Annotated in this window: 19 protein-coding genes and 1 tRNA gene; 9 read left to right on the top strand and 11 right to left on the bottom strand. The window is 43.9% G+C overall.

Going from position 1 to position 24,496, the window contains the following annotated elements:
• Window positions 1–140: 140 nt before the first annotated feature.
• From NG798_RS18745 to NG798_RS18730, 4 genes are all read left to right on the top strand, one after another.
• Complete coding sequence (locus NG798_RS18745; protein WP_375338980.1) at window positions 141–3,347, top strand: efflux RND transporter permease subunit; 3,207 nt, start codon at window positions 141–143, stop codon at window positions 3,345–3,347.
• A gap of 99 nt (window positions 3,348–3,446) precedes the next feature.
• Window positions 3,447–3,518: transfer RNA gene (locus NG798_RS18740), tRNA-Gly, on the top strand.
• 224 nt (window positions 3,519–3,742) lie between these two features.
• On the top strand, window positions 3,743–4,384 hold the full coding sequence (locus tag NG798_RS18735) for a restriction endonuclease subunit R (protein WP_261225228.1): 642 nt from the start codon (window positions 3,743–3,745) through the stop codon (window positions 4,382–4,384).
• Between the two features lie 632 nt (window positions 4,385–5,016).
• Window positions 5,017–8,073 (top strand): PAS domain S-box protein, encoded by a 3,057-nt coding sequence (locus NG798_RS18730; RefSeq protein WP_261225227.1) that lies wholly within the window; start codon window positions 5,017–5,019, stop codon window positions 8,071–8,073.
• Window positions 8,074–8,170: 97 nt separating this feature from the next.
• On the opposite strand, the gene NG798_RS18725 is transcribed toward NG798_RS18730, so the two are convergent.
• The 11 genes from NG798_RS18725 to NG798_RS18670 all read right to left on the bottom strand — a co-directional run bounded on the left by NG798_RS18725 (window position 8,171) and on the right by NG798_RS18670 (window position 18,072).
• On the bottom strand, window positions 8,171–8,671 hold the full coding sequence (locus NG798_RS18725; protein ID WP_261225226.1) for a hypothetical protein: 501 nt from the start codon (window positions 8,669–8,671) through the stop codon (window positions 8,171–8,173).
• A gap of 133 nt (window positions 8,672–8,804) precedes the next feature.
• Complete coding sequence (locus tag NG798_RS18720) at window positions 8,805–10,094, bottom strand: MFS transporter (protein ID WP_261225225.1); 1,290 nt, start codon at window positions 10,092–10,094, stop codon at window positions 8,805–8,807.
• A gap of 84 nt (window positions 10,095–10,178) precedes the next feature.
• The gene (locus NG798_RS18715; RefSeq protein WP_261225224.1) at window positions 10,179–11,225 is read right to left on the bottom strand and encodes a zinc-binding dehydrogenase; all 1,047 of its coding nucleotides are present in this window, start codon (window positions 11,223–11,225) and stop codon (window positions 10,179–10,181) included.
• Between the two features lie 178 nt (window positions 11,226–11,403).
• Window positions 11,404–11,568 (bottom strand): hypothetical protein, encoded by a 165-nt coding sequence (locus NG798_RS18710; RefSeq protein WP_261225223.1) that lies wholly within the window; start codon window positions 11,566–11,568, stop codon window positions 11,404–11,406.
• A gap of 285 nt (window positions 11,569–11,853) precedes the next feature.
• Entirely contained in the window at window positions 11,854–12,783 is a 930-nt protein-coding gene (locus tag NG798_RS18705) for a LysR family transcriptional regulator (RefSeq protein ID WP_261225221.1), read from the bottom strand.
• Between the two features lie 295 nt (window positions 12,784–13,078).
• The gene (locus NG798_RS18700) at window positions 13,079–13,921 is read right to left on the bottom strand and encodes a BMC domain-containing protein (protein ID WP_261225220.1); all 843 of its coding nucleotides are present in this window, start codon (window positions 13,919–13,921) and stop codon (window positions 13,079–13,081) included.
• 198 nt (window positions 13,922–14,119) lie between these two features.
• Entirely contained in the window at window positions 14,120–14,770 is a 651-nt protein-coding gene (locus NG798_RS18695; RefSeq protein ID WP_261225219.1) for a carbon dioxide concentrating mechanism protein, read from the bottom strand.
• Window positions 14,771–14,865: 95 nt separating this feature from the next.
• The gene (locus NG798_RS18685) at window positions 14,866–16,824 is read right to left on the bottom strand and encodes a ribulose bisphosphate carboxylase small subunit (protein ID WP_317619613.1); all 1,959 of its coding nucleotides are present in this window, start codon (window positions 16,822–16,824) and stop codon (window positions 14,866–14,868) included.
• A 109-nt stretch (window positions 16,825–16,933) separates the two neighbouring features.
• Window positions 16,934–17,236, bottom strand: a complete 303-nt coding sequence (locus tag NG798_RS18680; protein ID WP_261225218.1) for a EutN/CcmL family microcompartment protein — start codon at window positions 17,234–17,236, stop codon at window positions 16,934–16,936.
• A gap of 8 nt (window positions 17,237–17,244) precedes the next feature.
• A complete protein-coding gene (locus tag NG798_RS18675; RefSeq protein ID WP_261225217.1) occupies window positions 17,245–17,586 on the bottom strand; it encodes a carbon dioxide-concentrating mechanism protein CcmK in 342 nt (113 codons plus the stop codon).
• A 174-nt stretch (window positions 17,587–17,760) separates the two neighbouring features.
• Window positions 17,761–18,072, bottom strand: coding sequence for a carbon dioxide-concentrating mechanism protein CcmK (locus NG798_RS18670; RefSeq protein WP_261225216.1), 312 nt, complete (start codon window positions 18,070–18,072; stop codon window positions 17,761–17,763).
• 760 nt (window positions 18,073–18,832) lie between these two features.
• Between NG798_RS18670 and NG798_RS18665 the strand changes: the two genes are divergently transcribed.
• The 5 genes from NG798_RS18665 to NG798_RS18645 all read left to right on the top strand — a co-directional run bounded on the left by NG798_RS18665 (window position 18,833) and on the right by NG798_RS18645 (window position 24,485).
• Window positions 18,833–20,665 carry an NAD(P)H-quinone oxidoreductase subunit F gene (locus tag NG798_RS18665; RefSeq protein WP_261225215.1) on the top strand — a complete coding sequence of 611 codons (1,833 nt, stop codon included), beginning with the start codon at window positions 18,833–18,835 and terminating at the stop codon, window positions 20,663–20,665.
• Between the two features lie 112 nt (window positions 20,666–20,777).
• The gene (locus NG798_RS18660; protein ID WP_261225214.1) at window positions 20,778–22,292 is read left to right on the top strand and encodes an NADH-quinone oxidoreductase subunit M; all 1,515 of its coding nucleotides are present in this window, start codon (window positions 20,778–20,780) and stop codon (window positions 22,290–22,292) included.
• Between the two features lie 122 nt (window positions 22,293–22,414).
• Window positions 22,415–23,581 (top strand): CO2 hydration protein, encoded by a 1,167-nt coding sequence (locus tag NG798_RS18655; protein ID WP_261225213.1) that lies wholly within the window; start codon window positions 22,415–22,417, stop codon window positions 23,579–23,581.
• 239 nt (window positions 23,582–23,820) lie between these two features.
• A complete protein-coding gene (locus tag NG798_RS18650; protein WP_261225212.1) occupies window positions 23,821–24,117 on the top strand; it encodes a DUF433 domain-containing protein in 297 nt (98 codons plus the stop codon).
• A complete protein-coding gene (locus tag NG798_RS18645) occupies window positions 24,114–24,485 on the top strand; it encodes a DUF5615 family PIN-like protein (RefSeq protein WP_261225210.1) in 372 nt (123 codons plus the stop codon). Before NG798_RS18650 ends, NG798_RS18645 begins: the two co-directional genes overlap by 4 nt.
• Window positions 24,486–24,496: the final 11 nt, after the last annotated feature.

Below are 24,496 nucleotides of genomic sequence, written 5' to 3'. Positions count from 1 at the left end.
CCTTTGTCCTTTGTCCTTTGTAAAGAAAAAAATGACAATCGTCCTTATTCCTTTGTCCTTGGTCATTCGTAAACAAAAAAACAAATGACAAATGACCAATGACCAATGACAAATGACCAATGACAAATGACAAATGACCAATGACAAACTACCAATTAACCAATATGTCATTTAACTTATCTGCGTGGTCAATAAAAAGGCCGGTGCCCACACTGGTATTATTTTTAATCTTGTCGTTTGTAGGATTTAGTTCATTTCAGCAATTGGGGATAGATGCCAACCCTAATATCGATATTCCAGCCGTTAGTATCACCGTAACTCAACCGGGCGCCGGCCCCACAGAATTAGAATCACAAGTTACCAAAAAAATAGAAGATGCAGTGGCCGGTTTAGGAAACATTGACCAACTGAACTCAAAAGTCAGCGATGGCACTTCCACCACAACCATTAACTTTGTCTTGGGAACAAATAGCGACCGCGCTACCAACGATGTACGAAATGCGGTTGCTCAAATTCGCCAAACTTTACCGGCAGATATTAACGATCCAATTGTTAAAAGATTAGAATTTGCCGGTGGGTCAATTATGACCTATGCCGTAACTTCTAATTCCCGCTCACCAGAAGAATTAAGCGATATTGTAGACAGGCAAATTAGCCGCGCTTTATTAGCAGTTCCGGGGGTAGCACAAGTACAGCGGGCCGGTGGTTTTGACCGAGAAATAACCGTCGAATTAAACCCAGATCGCTTACAAGCTTTGGGAATTACAGCTACTCAAGTTAATGATCAAATTCGGGCTTTTAATATTAACTTACCAGGGGGAAGAACAGATGCCGGTGGCCGGCAGCAAACAATTCGCACATTAGGCAGTGCGGAAAGTGTCGAAACATTAAAAGAATATCGAATAGTTTTACCCAATAATTCAGCGGTTACCTTGGGAAGTATTGCCGAAGTCAAAGATACTCGCGGCGAAGCGCGTCAAGTCAGCCGGTTTATTGTCGGTAAAGGTGCAGAAGAAACAACCACAGAATCCCCTTCAAAAGCAAAAGAAGTGGTTGCCTTTTCAGTATTTCGTAGCACCGGCAGCACCTTAGTAACAGTAGAAGAAGGGGTAAGAAAAGCCGTTGAACAACTCGAAAAAACCTTACCCCAAGATATCAAATTAGAGTTAATTGTGACTCGCGCCACGAATATTACAGAATCCTATGAAGCCTCTACAGATGCTTTGTGGGAGGCATCATGGATGGCGATGTTAACAATTTTATTCTTTTTAAGAGATTGGCGAGCAACAGTTATCGCCGCCATTGCATTACCGCTGAGTATTTTGCCAACATATTGGGTAATGCAATTGTTGGGTTATACGCTTAATGGCATGACATTATTGGCGCTGGCGTTAACAGTTGGCAACTTAGTTGATGACAGCGTGGTAGAAATTGAAAACATGGATCAGCACTTGGCACTGGGCAAAAAACCGCGCCAAGCTGCGTTAGATTCTTCTGAGGAAATTGGGTTAGCTGCGTTGTCGGGATGTGCAACTATTGTGGCGGTGTTTATGCCGGTGGCATTTATGGGGGGCATACCGGGGCAATTTTTCCAACCCTTCGGGGTAACGGTGGCAGTTTCCACCTTATTTTCAACCTTTGTGGCGCGGACAATGACCCCGATGTTGTGCGCGGTTTTGATGAAGCCAAAAAAAGAAGGTGGTGGTTTCCGGCTGCCATTTTTAACAGCGAATCCATTTGCAAATATTAATCCTTATCGCAGTCTTTTAAGTTGGTGTTTGCGGCATCGAATCACAACTATATTAATATCAATCGCCTTTTTCATTGGATCTTTGCAATTAGTGCCGATGATTCCCAAAGGGTTATTTAGTAATGGGGATATAGCGTTAAGTACGTTGTCAGTGGAGTTACCACCAGGGTCAACTTTGGCAGATACAGATAAAGTTGTGCAGCAAACAATAGAGGTTTTGCGGCAAAGTCCGGTGGTAAAAAATGTGCTGGCAACGACGGGCGGAAGTGGCGGAAATGCTAACAATACGGCTTCAATTTCTGTGAATTTAACGCCGAGGGAGGAACGGAAGATAAGCCAGCAAGAGTTTGAGAAAGAAATGCGGCTGAAGTTCCAAAATATTCCGGGCGCGAGAATTAGTTTTGCCGGCAGTGGGGCGGCGGGAAGTCGGAAAGATTTAACGATTTTGTTAACAAGTGAAAATCCGGTGGCGTTGAGGCAGGCGTCGGATGCGTTGGAACGTCAGATGAGAGAAATTGATGGTTTGGTAGAAGTTTCTTCGAGTGCTTCTTTGGTAAAACCAGAGATTTTAATTAAGCCAGATCCGGCGCGGGCGGCTGATTTGGGGGTGACGGTAAATGCAATTGCTCGCACGGCTTCGCTGGCAACAATTGGGGATAATGAGGCGAGTTTGGCGAAGTTTGATTTGCCAGATCGGCAAATTCCAATTCGGGTAAAGTTGGCTGAGAAATTTCGAGATGATTTGCAGGCCATTAGAAATTTGCAGATTCCAAGTTCTCGTAATACTTTGGTACCACTTTCGGCGGTGGCGGAGATTACTTTGGGAAGTGGGCCGGCTACAATTGACCGTTATGATCGTTCACGTCAGGTGATTGTGGATGGCAATTTGCAGGGGGCTTCTTTAGGGCAGGCTTTGGAAAAGGTGAAGGTTTTACCGGCTTTGAAAAATTTACCTGCGGATGTAAAGGAACGTTCCGAGGGGGATGCAAAAATCATGCAGGATATTTTTAGCCGGTTTATTGGGGCGTTGGGTTTGGCGGTGTTGTGTATTTATGCAATTTTGGTGTTGTTGTACAACAGTTTTTTGGTTCCGTTTACGATTTTAGTTTCTCTGCCGTTATCGATTGGCGGGGCGTTGATTGCATTGTTGGTAACGCAGACGGAGTTGGGTTTGTTTGCGTTGATTGGGATTGTTTTGTTGATGGGTTTGGTAACAAAAAATGCGATTATTCTTGTTGATTGTGCGCTGGCAAATCAAGAGGAGGGAATGCCGCAGTTTAAGGCTTTGATTGAGTCGGGGGTTTCGCGTTTGCGTCCGATTATGATGACGTCAATTTCAACGATTGCGGGGATGATTCCGATAGCGATGGGGTTGGGTGCCGGTTCTCAGACGCGGGCACCGATGGCGGTGGCGGTGATTGGTGGGTTTACCACGTCTACGCTGTTGACTTTGGTGGTGGTGCCGGTGTTGTACACTTATGTGGATAATTTTCAGCGTTGGTTATTGCATTTGCCGAAAAGTTCTCGCTGGCGTTGGTTGCGGGGTTGGGGTAAACGTTCGCTTTTGGTGAGGTTTTATAAGCCAAAGGTTCAGTAGGGGGGTAGACGTTGGGGGCCGGTTTGGTTTATGATGATTCAAGTGTGAGTTTGCCGGTTGTTTACTTTTCAGTTAAAATTGGTTAATAACACACTTGATGCGGATGTAATTCAGTGGTAGAATGTCAGCTTCCCAAGCTGAACGTCGTGGGTTCGAGTCCCATCGTCCGCTTTTAAAGGCTTTTGAAAAATTTAAAAATTAAAAATTAGTTGAGAGTTGTGCAAAATTTGTGGCTGATTGGACACTGTTTAGTTTTGCCATAGGTTAGTACCTTGGCGCACTTAAGCATCTGAAAAATTATTAATTTTGAGTAAAATTTTCAATATGCAATGGCTATTTTGATGGCCGGTGAGATGATTCTTATAATAAAAATTATCCCCCGTCGATCTAAAAATATGACACTTCTAAACGCCAAAGAAATTACCCTCGATGAAGTCCACCGGCTTTTAGGCTTTCAACGCCAATATTTAGCCTCTTTCACTCCTTCACTCTCCCTCGAATCGCTCAGCGAATTTGAACAGCAAGAAATACTGCAAATACGCGATGATTTTGATAACTACCTCATCGAAGGAAAAGTTTTAGAAGGAATGGTAAAAGCTCTAACAATTTTCCCCTTATTGCGACTAGCCGGCTTTTATCGTTCTCCCCTAAAAATTAGCCTCGAAGAAAATATTGCCCCCGTCAATATTGTAGATGAAGATACGAATATAACCGGCCGGCTTGATATTCTGGCCGTCAACAAAAGCATTCTCACCAGCAATAATATCCCCTTTTGGATATTGATTGTGGAAGCAAAAAACAGCGATATTGCACCCTCGGCGGGTTTAGCACAATTACTTACCTATGCTTATAAAAGTTTAGATCGGCAAGCTTCCGTCTGGGGTTTATGCACCAACGGACAACTTTATCAATTTGTTTACATTCAACGTCAAGAAAGGCCGATTTACCAACTTTTGCCATTTTTAAACTTAATGGAACCCGAACCTTTTGAGATTTTGCAAGTTTTCAAAGCAATTTGTAAACTACAGCAAAACTAACCGCTATATTTTGGTTAAAACTTCCCGGCATTTTTGGGGAATACTACAATTTATCCCTCTCAAGGAATGCCGGTTTATCTTCTTTATTTTCTTGAAATTGCCCAAAAAATTCTTCAAGCTAAAGTATTGCAATTTTAAAAACAAATAGATATCAAAAATCTTATTCACACTTTATAGAGAGGTAAGCTTTTCTCCTGGCCGGCTCAACTGGAATTTTTACCCACTCCTTGACATAATTTTACTTTTATGATAAAGAATTTGAAAAAAACCTTATAAAAAACTGCCCGAACAAGCGTCTAGTAAAACAAAATCAAAAAACCAGCCCAAAGAGAGGGCAACCCTTTAACCTTGTACTCGCTTAAGACGACAAATAGAAATTAAAAATACGAAGGCTCTTACCATAATTGTTAGCAGGAGACACGAAAAAAATATATTAAAAAATTTTTCTCTAGTCAGAGATTTTTTGATAACTCGTGTTATTGTGTTAAATAGTAAGCTACAAAAAACAACCAAATAAAACCGAAAAAGGTGCTGATTTGAGGCAGTCTCCAGCGTTTAATAAGACCAAATGTCTTTATGTCATAGCTGAGAGCCTGTGCCATTATCCACTTTATTGAATTACTCAGAACAATATGCAATCAGCCGCTACCTTAACTCAACTCACTACCGATGTGAAAATCCTCCTCATTGAAGACAACGCACAAGACGCAGAATTGATAAAAGAATTATTACAAGAAATCCCCCACCCCAATAAAATTGCCTTAACTTGGGTTCAAAGATTAGGGGAAGCCATAGCAGTTTTACAAAAAGAGAACTTTAATTTAATTTTACTCGATCTCTCCCTGCCAGACAGTTTTGGATTCGACACCCTCGTTCGATTGCAAGAATTTATTTCTAATAGCCCGATTGTTGTATTAGGCAATAACAGTAATGAAGAACTAGCGCTCCAGTCAATCCAAGTCGGAGCTCAAGATTACTTAATAAAGGGTAAAATTGACAGTTCTCTCCTAAATCGCTCCTTAAACTATGCAATAGAGCGCCACCGCTTGGCGAAATCATTGCAAGAAAACCACGAAAAAAACCGCTCTTTTGGACGATTCTTTACCCTTTCTTTAGACTTGCTTTGTATCGCTGGAATAGACGGATATTTCAAACACTTAAATCCAGCTTGGTTAGAAACTCTCGGCTATACAGAAGCAGAACTCATCGGCAAACCCTTTTTAGATTTCATTCATCCAGACGACCTGCAAGACACCCTTAAGGAAGTAGCAAAACTAAACACAGGACTTTTGAGTTTGAGTTTTGAAAACCGCTATCTTTGTAAAGATGGCTCTTATAAATGGTTATCATGGAGATCGGTTGCTTTTGTAGAAGAGCAATTAATTTATGCAGTGGCGCGTGACATCACATCTCGTAAACAAGCAGAAGAAGAACTAAATAAATTTAAGCTTGTTGTCGAAAATACTAGCGATGCTGTGGCAATGTCAGATTTTAACGGCCATAATTACTACCAAAACCAAGCATTTAATAAATTATATGAATATGAAACAACCGAAGAATTTAACGCTGCCGGTGGGATGCAAATAGCCTTTACCCAGCCAGAAATCGCTCAGGAAATATTAACAACTATTCAGAAAGGAAAATCTTGGGAGGGAGAAGTAGAACAAATATCTCGAACCGGCAGAAAAATTGCCACATTAATTCGCGCTAATGCCATGAAAGACGAACTTGGTAATCTGATAGGATTAGTAGCAATTACTACAGATATTACGCAACGAAAAGCCGCCGAAGAATCGGCCCTCAAATTAGCCGAACAGTTACAAGAGGCCCAAAAAGTAGCCCATATTGGTGTCTGGGACTTTGATATTCAAACCGGCCACATTAATTGGTCAGACGAACTGTTTGAAATTTACGAACGCCCACACGGCGTAATTCCCTCATTTGAAGAAATTGTTGAGCAAATATACCCCGAAGATAGAGACAAATTTATCAACTCTGTACAAAACGCAATTAATTTCGGTGCTCCTTATGACGATGATTTAAGAATAGTTCTTTCTTCGGGAGGAATTAAAGACATCCATTCTAAAGGTCAAGCAATTAAAAATAATAGCGGTCAAACCATCAAGCTATTTGGTACCGCAATGGATATTACCGCTCGCAAAGGCGTAGAAGAAGCCTTGCGTCAGCAATTAAAACGTACCCGTATCGTTGCCGAAATTCTTGAGCGGATTCGCTCCTCTCTCCATTTGGAAGAAGTATTAACAAAAGCCGTCAAAGAAGTGAGGCAATTTTTATTAACTGACAGAACAGTTATTTATCGGTTTCAACCCGATTGGAGTGGCACCGTCATTGTTGAATCCGTCAGTGAAGATTTTATGCCTATTCAAGGCAGGGATATTCAAGATAATTGCTTTATTAACACTTACATTCCCCTCTATCAAAAAGGCCGCCAGAGAGCCGTAGAAGATGTAGAAAACAGCAATTTAAATCCCTGCCATATTAAATTATTGCAGAGTCTACAGATAAAAGCTAACCTCGTCATTCCCATTTTAGAAGGCAATAACCTATGGGGTTTGCTCATTGCTCATCACTGCCGTAGCGAGCGCCCTTGGCAATCTTTTGAAATTGAATGTCTCAAAGAAATTAGCGTCCAACTAGCCATCGCTATCCAGCAATCAACCCTTTTTGAACAAGCTCAAAATGAACTGATCGAGCGCAAATTAGCAGAGTTAGCACTGCGGGAGTCGGAAACGCGAGAACGATTAAAAGCAGAAGAATTAGAAATTACCCTCAATAAGTTAAAAAATGCCCAATCTCAACTCGTACAACAAGAAAAAATGGCTGGTTTAGGTCAGTTGGTGGCTGGGGTGGCTCACGAAATTAATAACCCCGTTAATTTTATCTATGGTAACATTCTCCCTGCCACTTCCTATACTGAAGATTTGCTGAGGATTATTGGGCTTTATCAAAAGCACTTTCCTACGCCACCCGAAGAAATTTCAGAAGAAATGGCAGCCGTTGATTTTGAGTTTATTAAAGATGATTTTATGGAGTTGCTCAGATCCATGCAAGAAGGCGCAAACCGCATCAAAGAAATTGTCTTGTCTCTGCGAAACTTCTCCCGTCTCGACGAAGCCGAAATGAAAGAAGCAGACATTCATTCCGGTATCGACAGTACCTTAATGATCTTGCAACACCGGCTCAAAGAACAGCAAAACCGAAAAGCCATCCCAATCATCAAAAACTATGCCAACTTACCCCTCATTCAATGCTATCCAGGGCAGTTAAATCAAGTTTTTATGAACATTGTTTCCAATGCCATTGATGCTTTAGAAGAAAAAATCAAACTCTCTTCCAACTTCCTACCCACCCTTCAAATCACCACAGAAGTCAAATTACCATTAAACAGCGAAAATCCCTCGACTCCCCCATCAGCAGTCATCCACATTGCCGACAACGGAGGAGGTATGAGCGACGAACTAAAAGAACGCATTTTTAACCCTTTCTTTACCACCAAACCAGTCGGCGCCGGCACCGGCTTAGGATTATCCATTAGCTATCAAATTATTGTCGAAAAACATCACGGCGTTCTTACCTGTAACTCTGTCTTAGGAAAAGGCACAGAGTTTATCATAGAAATTCCCATTAACCCAATTCCAATTACCCCGACACCTTGCCAACCCCATTAAATTAAAATTAGCTCAACAAACACTAACCTCACCTCTCTTTCCTGGCATTTTAAAGGGGAAGAGATAGGTTTTTTTGAGCAAATATTTTAGCGAGAATTTACATTTTTTTAGGCCCATCCCGCACTTCCACCAACTCCTCCACCGGCACCCCCAAAATACGCGAAAGGGGGACAAGCTGACTATTCACCACCTCCTCCCCCCCATAAATTTCTTGCAACTCTTGCACAGAAAGCCGGTAAGACTCACAAAAACGATAAAACTCAGGATCAGAAACATTTAACTCTATTTGCCGTTCCCGCAACATAGCCGCAATCGCCCGACTGCCATAACGAGGCCGGTCTGCCAAAAGCAAATATTTTTGAATTAACTCCTCAATTTTCTTACGCTTATCCCCCGGATAATTCGCCACCAAATCCGAACAAGCCATCTCAAGAGCCTTTCGTAACTTTGGCTCATCATTCAATTTATTGATAATTCCCGCCACATACTCCCGCCGGCAAAACCCCACCAAAGAACCCTCGTGAAACAAAGGAAAGTAGGCAATTTTCCCAGCAATTTGCCAAGGTAAATCATTATTTGGATTTTGTGGTTGAGTCATCGTAGCGCCCCCGACCGCAGCTAAGTGTACAGACTTAAATAAAACCAGTGTTTGGCATCATCATTTCAATTTTAATCGTTTTTTTACTTAGACCGAACCTCCTTCGCTAAAAACCTAGCATCTCTCCTCTTTGTTAAGTTTCTTGCCGTGTTCTTTCTTCATTGAAGGGAATAAATAATATTGTTAGCATTCCAGGGATAGTCAGCAAACAGACAATAATAAAAAATACTGGATACCCCACGTTCATTTGAATTGGGCCACTTATATATTCAGCAAACATCTTTCCAAAAGCCATCAACCCAGTCGATACCGCATAGTGAGAAGTTTTGTACTCACCTGTGCAAATATACATCAAATACACCATAAAAGCCGTAAAACCAAAACCATATCCAAATTGCTCAATAGATACCAACAAATACACCCACTGTATCGGCGGATGAACATAAGCCATATACACATAAAAAACATTAGGTAAATTCAAAGCCAAAGCCATCGGCCAAAAGCTCTTTTTTAAACCATATTTTGAAATAAACATTCCCCCCAAAACACCACCAACCAACAAAGAAGCCACCCCAAAAGTTCCGTAAATACTACCTACTTCTTTCGTCGAGAGCGCTAAACCACCTTTAGCAACCTCATCTAGCAAAAATAATTTTCCTATTTTCCCCAGCATTACTTCCGCAAACCGATATAACAAAATAAACGCCAAAATAGCCACTATTTTGTACTTCCGAAAATATGAACTTATTATTTCCGAATAAGGCGTTACTTCTGAAGCTTCTGGATTTTGAACTCTCGGCAAATCTACCCTAGGATAAGGTAAAACAAAGTGGTGATAAATGAAAGTACCCCCATAAATTATCGCCGCCAAGCACAGCGTCAGAGTCCAACTTAAAGGAATATTGCCCAAAGTTTCCTGAAGTTGGCCGGCAAAAATCACCAAAAAACCTGTCGCAAAAATCATGGAAATTCGGAAAAACACGCTACGCATTCCTACAAATAGCGCTTGCTGTTCCGGACTCAACGCCAACATATAAAATCCATCCGCCGCAATATCATAAGTAGCAGAAATAAACGCTGCAACTGCAAAAAGGGATAAAGATAGAAAAAAGAAACTTGGAAGTTGCAAGGAAAAACCCGCTGCAAATAAACAGCCTACCATTAATAACTGAGTAAAAATAATCCATTTCCTTTTGGTTAAATAAATATCGACAAAAGGTGCCCAAAACATTTTGAGCGTCCAGGGAAAATTCAGCAAACTTGTCCAGGTTGTAATTTGATCATTTTCTATCCCCATTGTCTTATAAACTATATCTAAAACTCCCGTAATAATTACATTAGGCAAGCCTTGAGCAAAATAAAGCGTAGGGATAAAAGACCAAGGATTTCGAGATTCTGATTTCTTAAAAAACATAAAATTCATGGTTATGGAATTTGACTAAGTGTTCTGTACAGAATGTTTAAAAAATGAACAGTGAGCAGCTAAAGATCCCCCCTCACAGTTAAGTTAATTGCTAACGGGTTCAATCGCCACCTTAATCGCCTTACGATCACGCATATCGCAAAACACCTGCTCCAAATCTTTCAAAGGCCGGTGTTCACTAATCAACAACTCAAAAGGAATTGTCCGACTTGTCAACAAATCTAACGCCTCCCGCACATATTTCGGCGTATTATGAAACACACCTTTTAACGTCAACTCACTGTAATGTAACTCTTCAGTATTTACAGTAATCGTTGTATCCTTCGGACAACCCCCAAATAAATTAATCGTTGCACCCGGACGACCACAAGCAATTGCCGTTTCCCAAACCGAAGGCACACCAGTAGCCTCAATCACCACATCTGCACCCCAACCTTCGGTTAAATCTTTAACAATTCCGGCAATTCCACCGCTATCATCCCCTAACTTGTGATAATTAAAAACCTGCGACGCACCTAACTTTTTACCAATTTCCAAGCGCGTATCATTTCCACCAAACAAAAATATCTCCGTTTCCCACTTTACCAACGCCGCCACAAACATCAAACCAATCGCACCATCACCAATCACAACTACCTTATCTTTTCGCTTCACATTTGAACGAGCCACGCCATGCAAAACACACGCAAGCGGTTCCGTCATCGAAGCCAAAGCAAACGGAACTTGATCAGAAACTCTCAACAAATTATGCCGAACAATTGCCGCCGGCACCCGTAAAAACTCCGCAAACGTCCCATTATTCCAAGTCAAATTAGGACACAAAGAAAACTCATCTTTCTTACAAAAAAAACACTCCATACAAGGTGCGGAATTATTCGCCACCACCCGATCACCAGTCCGCCAACCGCTCACACCTTCACCCACCGCCACAATCACCCCAGCCGCCTCATGTCCAAACAGGGTAGGTGGTTTTAACATTTTCGCATGACCGCCGCGCCGCCACACCTTCAAATCCGTACCGCAGGTTGTCGCCGCCGCCACCTGAATCACCACTTCTCCCTTTGCAGGTGTGGGATCAGGCACACTCTCCAACCGCAAATCTTCCTTCCCGTAAAGTAATGCTGCTAACAAAATTAACTCTCCCCACCTCTCATAAATTCTTTATGATTTTATCAGGTCGGTTACTCTTTGCAGCAAAACTATTTATTTTGGACAGCCTCAGAAGCAGAGGTTTTCCCAGAGGTAAGCAAAGAAAAAACCTCTCAGAGACTCTTTGTTTACCTCTGCCTTTTAAAAAAAATTTATATCCTTACACCGGCAATTTTTCTCTAACCCAACTTGGTTGAATACTTGCAATACTCAGCGGCAGTTCCTGCCTGCAATTCATACAAAACAAATAAATATGCTTTTGTCGGACGTGGCGCAAAACTTGAAAACCACCACAGCAGGGACAAGATATCTTTGCGCTACTCATCTGTTTGACTCCTTAAACCTTTTTTTAAACCCATCAGATACTAATGGTAAGGATTTTTATTAGCCCTTTGTATCCATCTTTAGAAATAAGATAATCTTTAAGAAATATTAAATTTTCAAACAAGCAAGCTAGAGATTTATTGTTATAAACTAAATGGGGATCACCGAGATAAGAAGTTATATTGAGAAAATAGAAAATATTAACTACTGCTAAATTGCTGAGTATTCATGCCAAAAAAAGAAAAAGAGAGGGGAGGCCGGTATTGCATCAACCCCTCAGTATTGCTTAGTCCGTAACTCGCAGCGCAGCGGTTGCTTCCGCAACCCGTTTACCTTCATCCAGCAAATACTCAAAAAATGTCCGAGCCACTATTGATAACTGCTTGCCATTTGGGTGAATAACATACCAGTGCCGGCGAATCGGAAAGCCTTCTACATTTAAAATAACTAACTGACTTGTGCTCCCCTCCAGCGCTAAAACGTGACGAGACAGCACCGAAATTCCTAAACCACCGGCAATCGCTTGTTTGATCGCTTCATTACTTCCTAATTCCAGCCGCACTTTCAATTTAATGTTGCGTTCCTCAAACATTTTTTGCACAGAGCCGCGAGTGCCTGAGCCTGGTTCCCGAATAATAAACGGTTCCTCTGCAAGACGTTCGAGGGGGATATTTTTTTCTCCCGCCAAAACATGATCGCGGCTTGCCATAACCTCTAGGGGATTTTCTAAAAAGGGGTGGCAAAAAATATCCGAATTAGTCGGCGGTTGGCTGAGGATATACAAATCATCACGGTTATCGGCCAGACGATCTATCAATTGCTCGTGGTTAGTCACTTGCAAAGAAACGTCAATCCCCGGATATCGTCGGCAAAACGGCCCCAAAATTCGCGGCACAAAATACTTGGCCGTTGTCACCACCCCCAAGCGCAATTGCCCTTGCTTTAAGCCTTTCATATCCGCCACAGTCATTTCAAACTGAGCGATCCGCTCAAAAATTTCGCGGCAAGTTAACAGCAACTCCCGACCGGCATCGGTTAAATAGAGCCGCTTACCAACCTGCTCAAACAAAGGCAACCCCACCGCTTTTGTCAATTGCTTAACCTGCATTGAAACCGTCGGCTGGGTCAAAAATAACTCTTCAGCAGCGCGGGTAAAACTTCCGTGTCTGGCCGCTGCTTCAAAGACCTTCAGTTGATGAAGCGTTGCTTGCTTCAAGGGACGTACTCCTGAACGCTATCATAGACTCTACTCTATGATCATAATCAAAAATGGTGTCTTTTACTTATGAAAATAGCAAGTTATTATCAAGTTAATCTTACGAGCGTAAGTCCCCTTCCTTAATCGCGTCGCCAAGCTCTGTTATGAATTGTTGGCGGAGTAAAACCCCTCCACTCCGTTCCGGTTATAGGTTATCTGTAGGAACCCCTAACCGCGATGCCTCGCAATTCAATCGCATGGCCGGTGCGGCGCTTTTTCTCTTCCGCTGCTGCCACTCAGTTAACTCATTATTTTATTCTCTCAGATGAGGTAACTTTTTTAAATCCGGTAGCTCAATTAATTCTTTTTCTTTTTCTGGTTCAACGCGGGCCGGCAACTGCGCCAAGTCTGGCAACTCCACCAGAACCGGTTGTGCTTGTTTTTCTTTTTCTTGGATACTGACCGGCAACATTACCTGCTTGGGTTTTTCGATCCAGCAACTCGCCACCGGCAAAGTCTTCTCCAAATCATCCAAAGGACGCGGAATCACCATCAAGCTGCTAAACTCGCCAATACGTTCGGCCTCATACATCCCCGCTTCAACCGCCACCGCCACATCCGCGACGCGACCCCGGATAATAGCAGTACACAAACCGCCGCCGATTTTTTCATAAGATGCCAATTGCACATCTGCTGATTTCAGCATTGCATCAGCAGCCCCTACCATTGCCGGAAAGCCCCGTGTTTCTAGCAAACCCACCGCCAAATTACTCAAGCGGTTGTTCCCTTGCTCTTGGGCCAAATCGGTCAACCGGCTACCAATTGGAAAAATAGCCTCTAAATTCCCCAAAGGACGAGCAATCACCAACTTAGAAACCAACTGCCCAAACTGTTCCGCCGTATCAGCCCCAGCTTCCACAGCAAGGCGCACATCAGCAATGCGTCCTCGCACAATAGCCGTACAATAGCCGCTGCCGGTTTTTTCATATCCCACCAAAGTCACGCGAGCGGACTTCAACATCATATCTGCCGTCCCGACAATGGCGGGAAAACTCTGGGTAGACACTAAACCCAGTGCCGTTTCTCTGAGCGGGTCTGTCCACTGGGCCGGTTGCGAACCAGGGGCAGAGGGTAGCTGCTTTCTTGACTGTCCCATATTTAAAATTTAGATAAAACTATTGGTAAAAACTGCCGCTTAGAAGCGGGCTTAACGAGGAGCTCTGGTGGTTTCATAGATGTATTTACCCAGTCCCCTACCTTATTATAAGTGCCGGCAAGAGGGACTGGGGGACACCTGGACGAAGGACGGGGTTCTTAACCCTCTATGGGGCCCCGACCAGGTTTTTGTTTTATACTAATTTGCCGGTGATGAGCCGTTTTGTGAGGGACGGGAAAAATAATTTCCTTGGGGAAACAGCGTACCCATCAGCCGATTTAAGTGACGGTGACTATACAATGTGTGCTGAGTTTCCGCCGCCTTTTCAGGAGCAGGCGACTCTTGTTCTTTTGCCGGTTCTTCCAAAACTGGCGCTTCTGGTGGGCTGGCGCTCACCGGTTCTTCTCTCACATTTTCGCTTGTTGCATTAGATATATTTTCTTGGGCAATTTTGCTTTCTTCTACTTTATTTACTGTGAGAGAAGCCTGGCGGCTGTTATCGCCTAGTACCGAACCTGCCGGCACGACTTGCTCAGGCTCCAAATTGGTATTAATGATCGTAGAGCAGGCCCCGACACAGGCATTTACTTTAATTGTGACGGCGCCGATAACTAGAACACCGGCTCCGATGGTCGCGCCCGCCTCCACTTCTAATTTACCTTGATGGGCGTGAAGAATAGCCCCCATGCCGACACAAACGCCGGCCCCAATAACCAGTCGGCTGTTAGCATCAGCTTGCAGAATCGCACCAGGAGCAATCGCCGCACACTCATCAATCACCACATCGCCACTAACAAAATACTGAGCGTTGCTAATCGGTCGCTGTAGCGGCAAGTGCATGAGAATCATTCACATTTTTTGATGGTGATTTACAGAGTTAGCTGAAAAGGTGAATTGGTGAATTGGTGAAATACCAATTACCAATTACCCATTCCTCACTACCCTTAACGACGAGCGCCGGCGGTCGGACGCTGGATGATCGTCTCAAGGACGCGGCGTTTTGCTTTGGGGTCAATGCCGATCAAGCGGACATATTCGCCGCTGTGTTCGTTCAAGCAACCTTGTAGTGCTGAGACAATTTCGGCTTCGACTTTGGAATCAATCGGAGAGCAGCTTTTCCAAGAAGAAGTCTGGAAGCGGCGCTCGTCCGCGTGTTCCGTTCCAATGCGATATCCTTGGGCCAGAAGTTGCCGCACTTGGTCAATCAGTTCGCCGCCTACACCATTACTGCTGGTTGCAGTCGATGAAAAGGAAGCTTGTTTTGTCGCCGGGGCAACGGTGGCGGCTGGTTTGCTGCCTTTATCGTTGGGGCGAGCAATGATCGTTTCGAGGACGCGGCGTTTGGCTTTGGAGTCGATACCAATTAAGCGGACATACTCACCGCTATGATCCGCTAAGAAGCCTTGAATGGTTGCCAAGACTTCGCCTTCGCTTTTGCCGGTGATCGAACCACAGCTTTTCCACGAGGAAGTCTGGAAGCGGCGCTCATCGGCAGATTCGGCTCCAATTTTGTAGCCTTGGGCCAATAACTGACGGACTTGTTGTTGCAAGTCGCCGCTGACTGCGGGGGTAGCGGCTGATGTGGCTGCACCCTTGCTGGCTGCCGGTGCTGTGCTGGCTTTGGAGCCTGAAGAACCTGGACGCTGAATGATGGTTTCGACGACGCGGCGTTTGGCTTTGGAGTCGATGCCAATCAAGCGGACATATTCACCGCTATGCTCGGCTAAGAAACCTTGTAAGGTTGCCAAAACTTGGGCTTCATTTTTGCCGGTGATCGAACCGCAGCTTTTCCAAGAAGAAGTCTGGAAGCGGCGCTCATCGGCATATTCGGCTCCAATTTTGTAGCCTTGGGCCAAGAGTTCACGCACTTGTTGTTGAAAGTCTGGGTTGGCTGACGGTGCGGCTGGTTTTGCAGCCACAGGTGCCGGTGATGCGCTGGTGCTGGCTTTGGGGGCGGCAGAACCGGGACGCTGGATGATGGTTTCGACGACGCGGCGTTTTGCTTTCGGGTCAATGCCAATCAAGCGCACATACTCACCACGATGCTCAGCAAGGCAAGCGTCCAACGCTGCGAGGGCTTCGTTTTCCGAAGTTGTGCTGATCGGAGCGCAGTTTTTCCAAGATGATGTTTGGAAGCGGCGCTCGTCTGCGTATTCGGCACTAAGGCGATAGCCTTTGGACAGCAATTGTCTGACTTGACCGGCCAGATCGCTGTTATTTTGGCCCGCACTGCTGCTGTTGTGAGGCTTGGCTGAGCCGTTGCTGCTTTGGCTGGGGGTTTCCTGGCGAACGTCGGTGATGCAGCTTGCATCTTGAGCGCAGCGGTAGCCGGCCCGCAGAGCCTCGTTGATGCCAATAATATGACGAGAAAATTTCATGTCACTTTCTTGGACATCGGGCAAGCGGTCTGCTTGTTGTTGATTGGTGATGATTGCACCAGAGGGGACGTATTTGCCGGCGGGTATTTCTACGTCTTGGATCAAAGCGTGCATCATTATGATACAGCCCTTGCCAACGCGAGAATTAAAGACGGTGGAGCGGAAACCAATAAAAGAGTCATCTCCCACATAGGCCGGCCCGTGAATGAGTGCCATGTGGGTGATTGAGGTTCTTTGGCCTATCCACACTGAATAGCTATTGCCATCATCGCCAATGACGCGGCCTTCTTCTAAGCCGTGAATGACTACGCCATCTTGAATGTTGGTGTTGTCTCCGATAGAGAAGGGGGAACCTTCATCAGCGCGGATGCTTGTGCCGGGGGCGACTAACACATTTGCGCCAATCTTGACATCCCCGATGATCTTGGAAAATGAATGCACATAAGCTGAGTCGTGGATCTTTGGTTCTGCTAAGTTCCTCGACCAGGGTGTGGGGGGAGCGGCCAATCTGCGGGCTGCTACCATAAGTATGTTCCTCCTTCCTTAAAAACCTTTTTGTCCCTAGTGCTTTTTTTGCTTAGTCGTTTTTTTGTGCGCTTCTCATGTCTGCTCTGACGCCAGAACTGAAGTGCTATTAGCGATATTGGTCTTTTTTGCTGTACAGCAGGCGGTTGTCAACGTTTACGGTGTCAACAATGCCAACGACAAGCGCATCAAGCGGACGGCTTGTGCTATCACTTGACTGGCGGGCGGCACTTCCCCGACTTACCAGTACCCATTCGTCAAGGCCGGCTCCTACTGAGTCTGCTGCAACTTCATAGCCTGGTAGGGGTTGCCCTTCTTCGTCTAGTAGTTGCAACAGCAGCAGTTTGACTCCTCGCAGACTGGGTTCTTTTTGGGTGGACACAACGGTGCCGCGTACTCTTGCCAGTTGCATGATTTTTTCTACGGTCTACCGATGGGACGGATGCCACCAGTAGCTTCGCGGAACTGTTCGACGGCTTCGGTATAACGAATAGGCAGAACGTATTCTAGGTTTTCGTGGGGGCGGGCAATGATGTGGGTAGACAACACTTGACCACCGTTTACTCGCTTGACGTTTTCTACACCGGCGGCGACGGAGGCTTGTACTTCGGAGACATCTCCCCGCACAATTACGGTGACTCTTCCGCTACCAATTTTTTCATAACCAACTAAGGTGACGCGCGCTGCTTTCACCATCGCGTCTGCTGCTTCTACCACTGCGGGAAAGCCTAGTGTTTCAACCATTCCGACTGCAATTGACATTTTTTTGACTCCTTCTATTTTGTTTGAGCTAACTATTCTGTCCTATGCTCATCTAAGGTTTTTTGTGGTTACAAATTAACCTCTAAAAAACTCTATACATTGCACTTTTTTCCTTTGACGGACTGGGCGTTAAAGGAAAAAGCTAAAACCGCCTACCAGTGCGGTTTTTGATTGCTAGTAAGAGCGGAACTGTTCGACGGCTTCGGTATAACGAATAGGCAAAACATATTCTAAGTTTTCGTGGGGCCGAGCGATGATGTGGGTGGATAAAACTTCTCCGCCAAACACTCGTTTGACGTTTTCTACGCCAGCCGCAACAGAGGCTTGGACTTCCGATACATCCCCGCGCACAATAACTGTGACTCGTCCGCTTCCGATTTTTTCATAACCAACTAAGGTGACGCGAGCGGCTTTTACCATTGCGTCTGCTGCTTCCACAACAGCCGGAAAGCCTTTAGTTTCAATCATTCCAACTGCAATTGACATTTTTATCTCCTGTAGGATGAGCGTATTTACTAGGGTTCCCCAGATGTCCCTTGCAAATTTTTACGGATATGCCGATTTTTTCTAACCTAGAAAAAACTTTAGCCTTACCATGTTTAAGAATAGAGAAGGTTGGCACCCTTGACAATATAAATCATTATGATTAAGTTAAATTAAAAATATTTAAAAAACTTAACAATCAGCAGAAAAGGTAGGTCAGCTATATATTCAGGCGTTGCTAGAGTGCCGAGTTGTTGATTTTTATAATTTTTTTATTACTCTTGCACGAAATGGGCTTTTTGTAAAGCAAATTGCCGTTGTAGCTTTGGTTTTTTTGCGTCTGGTGTTGCCAGGGATGCCGGCGGCCCCTACATCAGTAAAGCCGGCATTTTACACCAAAACAGAACAGTTGAAGCGACGGCTCAAAAGATTATTTCGAGAATTTGGCGACTGAGTAATAAAACTTAATAATGGCAATCGATAAGTAAAAATTACCGGGTTAATTTATGATTCTTTAGTCTGGCAAGCATACTTTCTGCCAATGGATAGGATAAGCTAAAGTGATCGAAAGTTTAAAATTATTCGTACTCGGTTTGACTCTACTCTCTGAAACGTCTTTCAGGGGGTTTATCACCATATCGCTCTGCTGGATGCTGGTGGCTCACCTGCTCCCAGATTGAGCAGGGAGTGCCAACTCCCTAAAAAGTTTCAACAAACAACCTTCCCTCTGGGAGGCATTTTAGTGATTTGAAAGGAAATTTAGATGAATCAATTTCTCCTGCTGACAAGTTGGTGGATACCTTTTTATGGCTTAATTGGGGCAGTTTTAACTTTGCCTTGGTCAATGGGGATTATCCGCCGCACGGGGCCGCGACCGGCTGCTTATATTAATTTGTTGATGACTGTTGTAGGGTTTATACACGGTGCAGTGTTACTTCGAGAGACTTGGAACCGTGAACCTTTTGAAATTTTATTTCACTGGTTGCAATTCGCTGATTTAGATTTATCACTGGCGCTGGATATCTCTAGTGTCACTGTCGGAGCGATGGAATTGGTAACTGGGCTTTCCCTGCTGGCTCAGGTTTTTGCTTTGGGTTATTTAGAGAAAGATTGGGGGTTGGCTCGCTTTTTTTCTTTGATGGGCTTTTTTGAGGCGGCGATGAGTGCTTTGGTCATTAGTAATTCTTTGTTTTTAAGTTACGCTTTGCTGGAAATGCTGACGCTTTCGACTTATTTATTAGTCGGGTTTTGGTATGCTCAGCCTTTGGTTGTGACGGCGGCGCGAGATGCGTTTTTGACGAAGCGGGTGGGCGATATCCTGCTTTTGATGGGCGTGGTGGCTCTGGCGACGATGGCGGGAAGTTTGAATTTTAATGATCTATATCAGTGGGCAGAAACTGCTCAGTTATCGCCAACGGTGGCGGCGTTGTTGGGTTTGGCTTTGATTGCCGGCCCGACAGGTAAATGTGCTCAGTTTCCGCTGCATTTGTGGTTGGATGAGGCGATGGAAGGGCCAAACCCAGCTTCAATTTTACGAAATTCGGTGGTGGTGGCTTCGGGCGCTTATATTTTGATCAAGTTACAGCCGATTTTTGTGCTGTCGCCGGTGGCTTCTACGGCTCTGATGGTTATTGGTACGGTGACAGCGATAGGGGCGTCTTTGGTGGCGATTGCCCAAATTGATATTAAGCGGGCTCTTTCTCATTCCACCAGTGCTTATTTAGGGCTGGTTTTTATAGCTGTGGGTCAACAGTGGACGAATTTTGCGCTTTTGCTTTTGTTGACTCATGGCATTGCTAAGGCTTTGCAGTTTATGAGTGTTGGCGCGATTATTTCAACGACGAATAACCAAAATTTAACAGAAATGGGGGGTCTGTGGTCTCGGATGCCGGCAACGACGATGGCGTTTTTGGTGGGATCTGCCGGTTTGGTGGGTCTGCTGCCTTTGGGTGGTTTTTGGGCTTTGCGTAAGGGAATTGATGTTTTTTGGGTTAGTGATCCTTGGCTCGTAGCGGTGTTACTTGGTGTTAACTTTTTGAGTGCTTTTAATTTGACGCGGGTGTTTCGGTTGGTGTTTTTGGGCCCAACGCAGCAAAAAACTCGCCGCGCCCCGGAGGTGGCTTGGCCGATGGCGGTGCCGATGGTGTCTTTGATGATTGTGACTCTGTTAACGCCGGTTTTCATGTGGCGGTTATCTTTGTTACCAGATTTGATGTATATCAATGTGCCGGCGGTGGTGTTGTTGGTTTTGTCTGGTTTGGGTGGTGTGGTTATTGAGGCGTTTTGGCCTTTGGATAGAACTTGGTCGAGGCCGGTGTCTGCTCAAGCGAGATTTTTGCAAGATTTATTCGCTTATGATTTTTACGTTGACCGGCTTTATAAGTTGACGGTTGTTTTTGCTGTGGTTCGTTTTTCTAAACTTACTTCTTGGCTTGATCGTTATGTTGTTGATGGTTTCGTCAATTTGGTGGGGTTGAGTACGATTTTTGGCTCTGAAGGTTTGAAATATAATGTTTCGGGTCAATCGCAGTTTTATGTTCTTACTATCGTGATTGGTGTCAGTTTGTTGTTGCTTTTCACGATTTGGCCGTTTTAATTACCCGGCTTTTTTTAAAAATGGTGGGCTTTAGTCTTCGGGACTCTGCTCACCATTGGAAATTATCTTTTTTGACCATAGGCCGGTGGGCATAGCCCACTCTACGAAAATAATGTTAAGTCTTTTAATTTTGATTCCACTTGTGGCGGCGGTTTTGATTGGGTTCTGGCCGGGTTCTTTGAGTGCGGCTCGTACTCGTCAAATAGGTTTGATTTTTGCGGCGGGCATTTTTGTCTGGACTCTTTTTTTAACGGCAAAATTTGATGTAACTTTGCCAGTAATGCAGTTTGAAGAGTCTTTAAATTGGATTCCGGCTTTGGGTTTAACTTACAGTTTGGGGATGGATGGTTTATCGCTTCCGCTGTTGATTTTAAATGGTTTACTGACGTGGGTTGCGATTTTTAGCAGTTATGAGCCGGTGAACCGGCCCCGGTTTTATTATTCTTTGTTGTTTTTGTTAAATGCCGGTGTAGCCGGGGCATTTTTGGCTCAAGATTATTTGCTCTTTTTCTTATTCTATGAGTTGGAATTAATTCCGCTTTATTTCTTAATCGCAATTTGGGGCGGGCAACGTCGCGGTTATGCCGCAATTAAGTTTCTGCTTTATACGGCGGTTTCTGGAATTTTGATTTTGGCGGCGTTTTTGGGTTTAGTTCTACTCTCAGGCGCTTCTACCTTTGCTTATAATCCTGTTTTATCGGCAGCCTTACCTTTAACAAATCAAGTAATTTTGTTGGCGGTGATTTTGGTTGCTTTTGGTATCAAAATTCCTTTGGTTCCTTTTCACACTTGGTTACCTGATGCTCACGTTGAGGCTTCCACACCAATTTCTGTTTTATTGGCAGGGGTTTTGTTGAAGTTGGGAACCTATGGTTTATTGCGGTTTGGTTTAGGTTTGTTTCCTGATGCTTGGGCTTATTTAGCGCCTTGGTTGGCAAGTTGGGCGGTGGTGAGTGTTCTTTATGGAGCATTTACGGCAATTGCTCAAACAGATATGAAAAAAATGGTGGCTTATTCTTCAATTGGTCACATGGGTTACATTCTTTTGTCTGCTGCTTCTGCTACTCCGATTGGTTTAGTTGGGGCAGTTTTTCAAATGATTAGTCATGGTTTAATTTCGGCTTTGTTGTTTTTGCTTGTGGGGGTTGTTTATAAGAAGGCTGGAACGAGAGATTTAGATGTTTTAAAAGGTTTATTAAACCCCGAAAGAGGTTTGCCGGTTGTTGGTAGTTTGATGATTTTGGGGGTGATGGCAAGTGCCGGTATCCCTGGAATGGTTGGGTTTATTGCGGAGTTTTTGGTGTTTCGTGGCAGTTTTGGGGTTTTTCCAATTCAAACTCTGCTGGCGATGGTTGGCACCGGTTTAACGGCGGTTTATTTTTTGCTGTTAACAAATCGGGCGTTTTTTGGCCGGCTTTCTGAAACTGTGATTAATTTACCGCAGGTACGCTGGTTGGATCGTATTCCGGCGATTATTCTCAGCGTTATTATTGTGGTGTTGGGGATTCAACCGAGTTGGGTTGTTCGCTGGACTGAGGCGACAACTACGGCTATGTTGACGAATGTGCCGGCTATTGCTCAGGTGGTTGATTCGGAAGATTTTAAAACCGCAGATACACGCAGATAAACGCGGATGGATGCGGATAACCTAATCTGTGGAGCAGGCATCCTGCCTGCTATACATTGAGGTTAAAATTATTAAATACTGGCTTTGTTTTTGATTTTTTTATAATTGGAGGGTTCGCTACTATGACAGCTGCAACTTTAAAACCTTCTAAGCATCCTTTAGCGCCTTATATTGAGCGTTTGGAGGCGGGGGATGCTTTGTTACCTCATTCGGAAGAAAATGTGGTGGAAGTGGTGGGGATTTTAAAAAGTTACGCGATAGTTTTAGATGCTTATTCGCGGAATTTAAAATACATTGCTGCTCATCAGTTTTTAGAGTTGTTTCCGTTTTTTAAGTATTTTGATGGGGAGTTTTCTTTTAAGAAGTTATGGAATCATTGGGCCCATGACAGGATTAATTTTGAGTATGCTGAGTATTGCATGAGAACGATGCTTTGGCATGGCGGCGGTGGTTTAGATAAGTTTGTGGATACGCCAGAGTTTTATGAGTTGGCTGAAAAGGCTATTCAAGCTAAGTTGAAGGGTAATTTTTTGATGTTGGGGCTGCACCGGCTTTTCCCTGAGTTTCTGCCAGAACAAATCCGAATGCTGGCTTATTATAGCGGGTTGGGGCAGTTTTGGACGATTATGTATGATATGTTTATTAAGCTGTCTGACCGTTTTGATCGCGGTGAGATTAAGACGATTAATCAGGTGGTGGAACATATCAAAGATGGTTTGGTGGAGGCGGCAAATTTTCCAATTACTTATAGTGTGAAGATTGGCGGAAAGGATTATGAGATTTTGCCAAAGTCTGCAAATTTGACTTTTTTGATGGATACGGCGGTGCCTTATGTGGAGGCTGTTTTTTTCCGGGGTACTCCTTTTCCTGGGGTGATTTCTTATAATGCTCAAGCTTATCAAATTCCTGTGGAACAGGAAAATTTTGCTTATGGCGCACTTTATGCTGATCCTTTGCCAATTGGGGGTGCCGGTATTCCTCCGACTCAGTTAATGCAGGATATGCGGCATTTTGTGCCTGAATATTTGCATAAAATTTATCGGCAAAGTTGTCGCGGTGAAGATGATTTGCGGGTGCAAATTTGTCAGAGTTTCCAAAAGTCTATGTTTTGTGTGACAACTGCTGCTATTCAAGGTTTGGCTCCTTTTCCTTTGACGACTTCTGATAATAAGGAAAAGTTGGCAAATCGTGTTTATTTGGAGAAGTGGATGGATCGTTTTGGTCATTCTCGTTTGGCTGAGGTTAATAAGGCTGATGATGGTTATTGTCAGTTATTCCCAGAACGTTAAATAGAAGTTTGTAAGTAAGTCAACTTAATTAAACTCAGGGTGTAATGTAGGTTGGGTAGAGGAACGAAACCCAACAGAGGCTTTGATGGGTATCGCTTACGCTCTACCCATCCTACAAATAATTAAGTGCTTCTACTTAATAAGCCCTAAAGGGCTTTTTTTATGGCTGACATTAAGTTTGTCTCAATGCCAGCCATAATTTAAATTTGTTATAATCAGAAAAAATAGATGAGGTATTTATGATAACGACTGCTATTGATATTGGTACTTTAATTGTTTGTACTCCGGGGACTTGTGGTGGCCGGCCTCGCATTGAAGGTACACGAGTTTCGGTTCAAGCAATTGCTGTTCTTTACAAAGAAGGTATGACTCCTGAAGAAATTGCTCAAGAGTTTGATTTTTTGAGTTTAGGGCAGGTGTATGCTGCGCTGGCTTACTATCACGCTAATCAAGAATTAATTGAGAATTTACTCGCAGAAGAAAAGGCAGAATATCAACGGCTAGAAGCTGAATATAAGGCGGGTAAATTGTCGTGAGTAAGATTCGTTTATACTTGGATGAAGATACGCCAAGAAAGGCGCTAATCAAAGCTTTGCGAAATGCCGGTTTTGATTTAATAACAACCTCGGAAGCTAATAATCTTAGTCAGTCGGATGATGAGCAGCTTATTTGGGCAACTCAACAAAGTCGCGTTATATACACCTATAACGCGAAAGATTTCTGCCGGCTTCATTCAATCTATATGGCGGAAGAAAGAACCCACACCGGCATTATTGTTTCGGAACGTCAAAGTTACTCGGTAGGCGTACAGTTGCGGGCAATTGAAAGATTAATTTCTACTCTATCTGCGGCAGAAATCATTAATCAATTAGTCTTTCTTGGTACTTACATTCAGGAAAATTAAAGAATATCGAC

The sequence above is a fragment of the Ancylothrix sp. D3o genome (assembly GCF_025370775.1).
Classification (GTDB): domain Bacteria; phylum Cyanobacteriota; class Cyanobacteriia; order Cyanobacteriales; family Oscillatoriaceae; genus Ancylothrix.
The sequence above is the reverse complement of the archived record's forward strand: the minus strand, read 5'-3'. Positions and strand labels throughout refer to the sequence as shown.

What these genes read in the sequence shown, in the direction of transcription:
- NG798_RS18745 (WP_375338980.1), top strand. Translation starts at nt 141, where the DNA reads ATGACAAACTACCAATTAACCAATATGTCATTTAACTTATCTGCGTGG.
- NG798_RS18735 (WP_261225228.1), top strand. Translation starts at nt 3,743, where the DNA reads ATGACACTTCTAAACGCCAAAGAAATTACCCTCGATGAAGTCCACCGG.
- NG798_RS18730 (WP_261225227.1), top strand. Translation starts at nt 5,017, where the DNA reads ATGCAATCAGCCGCTACCTTAACTCAACTCACTACCGATGTGAAAATC.
- NG798_RS18725 (WP_261225226.1), bottom strand. Translation starts at nt 8,671, where the DNA reads ATGACTCAACCACAAAATCCAAATAATGATTTACCTTGGCAAATTGCT.
- NG798_RS18720 (WP_261225225.1), bottom strand. Translation starts at nt 10,094, where the DNA reads ATGAATTTTATGTTTTTTAAGAAATCAGAATCTCGAAATCCTTGGTCT.
- NG798_RS18710 (WP_261225223.1), bottom strand. Translation starts at nt 11,568, where the DNA reads ATGAGTAGCGCAAAGATATCTTGTCCCTGCTGTGGTGGTTTTCAAGTT.
- NG798_RS18700 (WP_261225220.1), bottom strand. Translation starts at nt 13,921, where the DNA reads ATGGGACAGTCAAGAAAGCAGCTACCCTCTGCCCCTGGTTCGCAACCG.
- NG798_RS18695 (WP_261225219.1), bottom strand. Translation starts at nt 14,770, where the DNA reads ATGATTCTCATGCACTTGCCGCTACAGCGACCGATTAGCAACGCTCAG.
- NG798_RS18685 (WP_317619613.1), bottom strand. Translation starts at nt 16,824, where the DNA reads ATGGTAGCAGCCCGCAGATTGGCCGCTCCCCCCACACCCTGGTCGAGG.
- NG798_RS18680 (WP_261225218.1), bottom strand. Translation starts at nt 17,236, where the DNA reads ATGCAACTGGCAAGAGTACGCGGCACCGTTGTGTCCACCCAAAAAGAA.
- NG798_RS18675 (WP_261225217.1), bottom strand. Translation starts at nt 17,586, where the DNA reads ATGTCAATTGCAGTCGGAATGGTTGAAACACTAGGCTTTCCCGCAGTG.
- NG798_RS18670 (WP_261225216.1), bottom strand. Translation starts at nt 18,072, where the DNA reads ATGTCAATTGCAGTTGGAATGATTGAAACTAAAGGCTTTCCGGCTGTT.
- NG798_RS18665 (WP_261225215.1), top strand. Translation starts at nt 18,833, where the DNA reads ATGAATCAATTTCTCCTGCTGACAAGTTGGTGGATACCTTTTTATGGC.
- NG798_RS18660 (WP_261225214.1), top strand. Translation starts at nt 20,778, where the DNA reads ATGTTAAGTCTTTTAATTTTGATTCCACTTGTGGCGGCGGTTTTGATT.
- NG798_RS18655 (WP_261225213.1), top strand. Translation starts at nt 22,415, where the DNA reads ATGACAGCTGCAACTTTAAAACCTTCTAAGCATCCTTTAGCGCCTTAT.
- NG798_RS18650 (WP_261225212.1), top strand. Translation starts at nt 23,821, where the DNA reads ATGATAACGACTGCTATTGATATTGGTACTTTAATTGTTTGTACTCCG.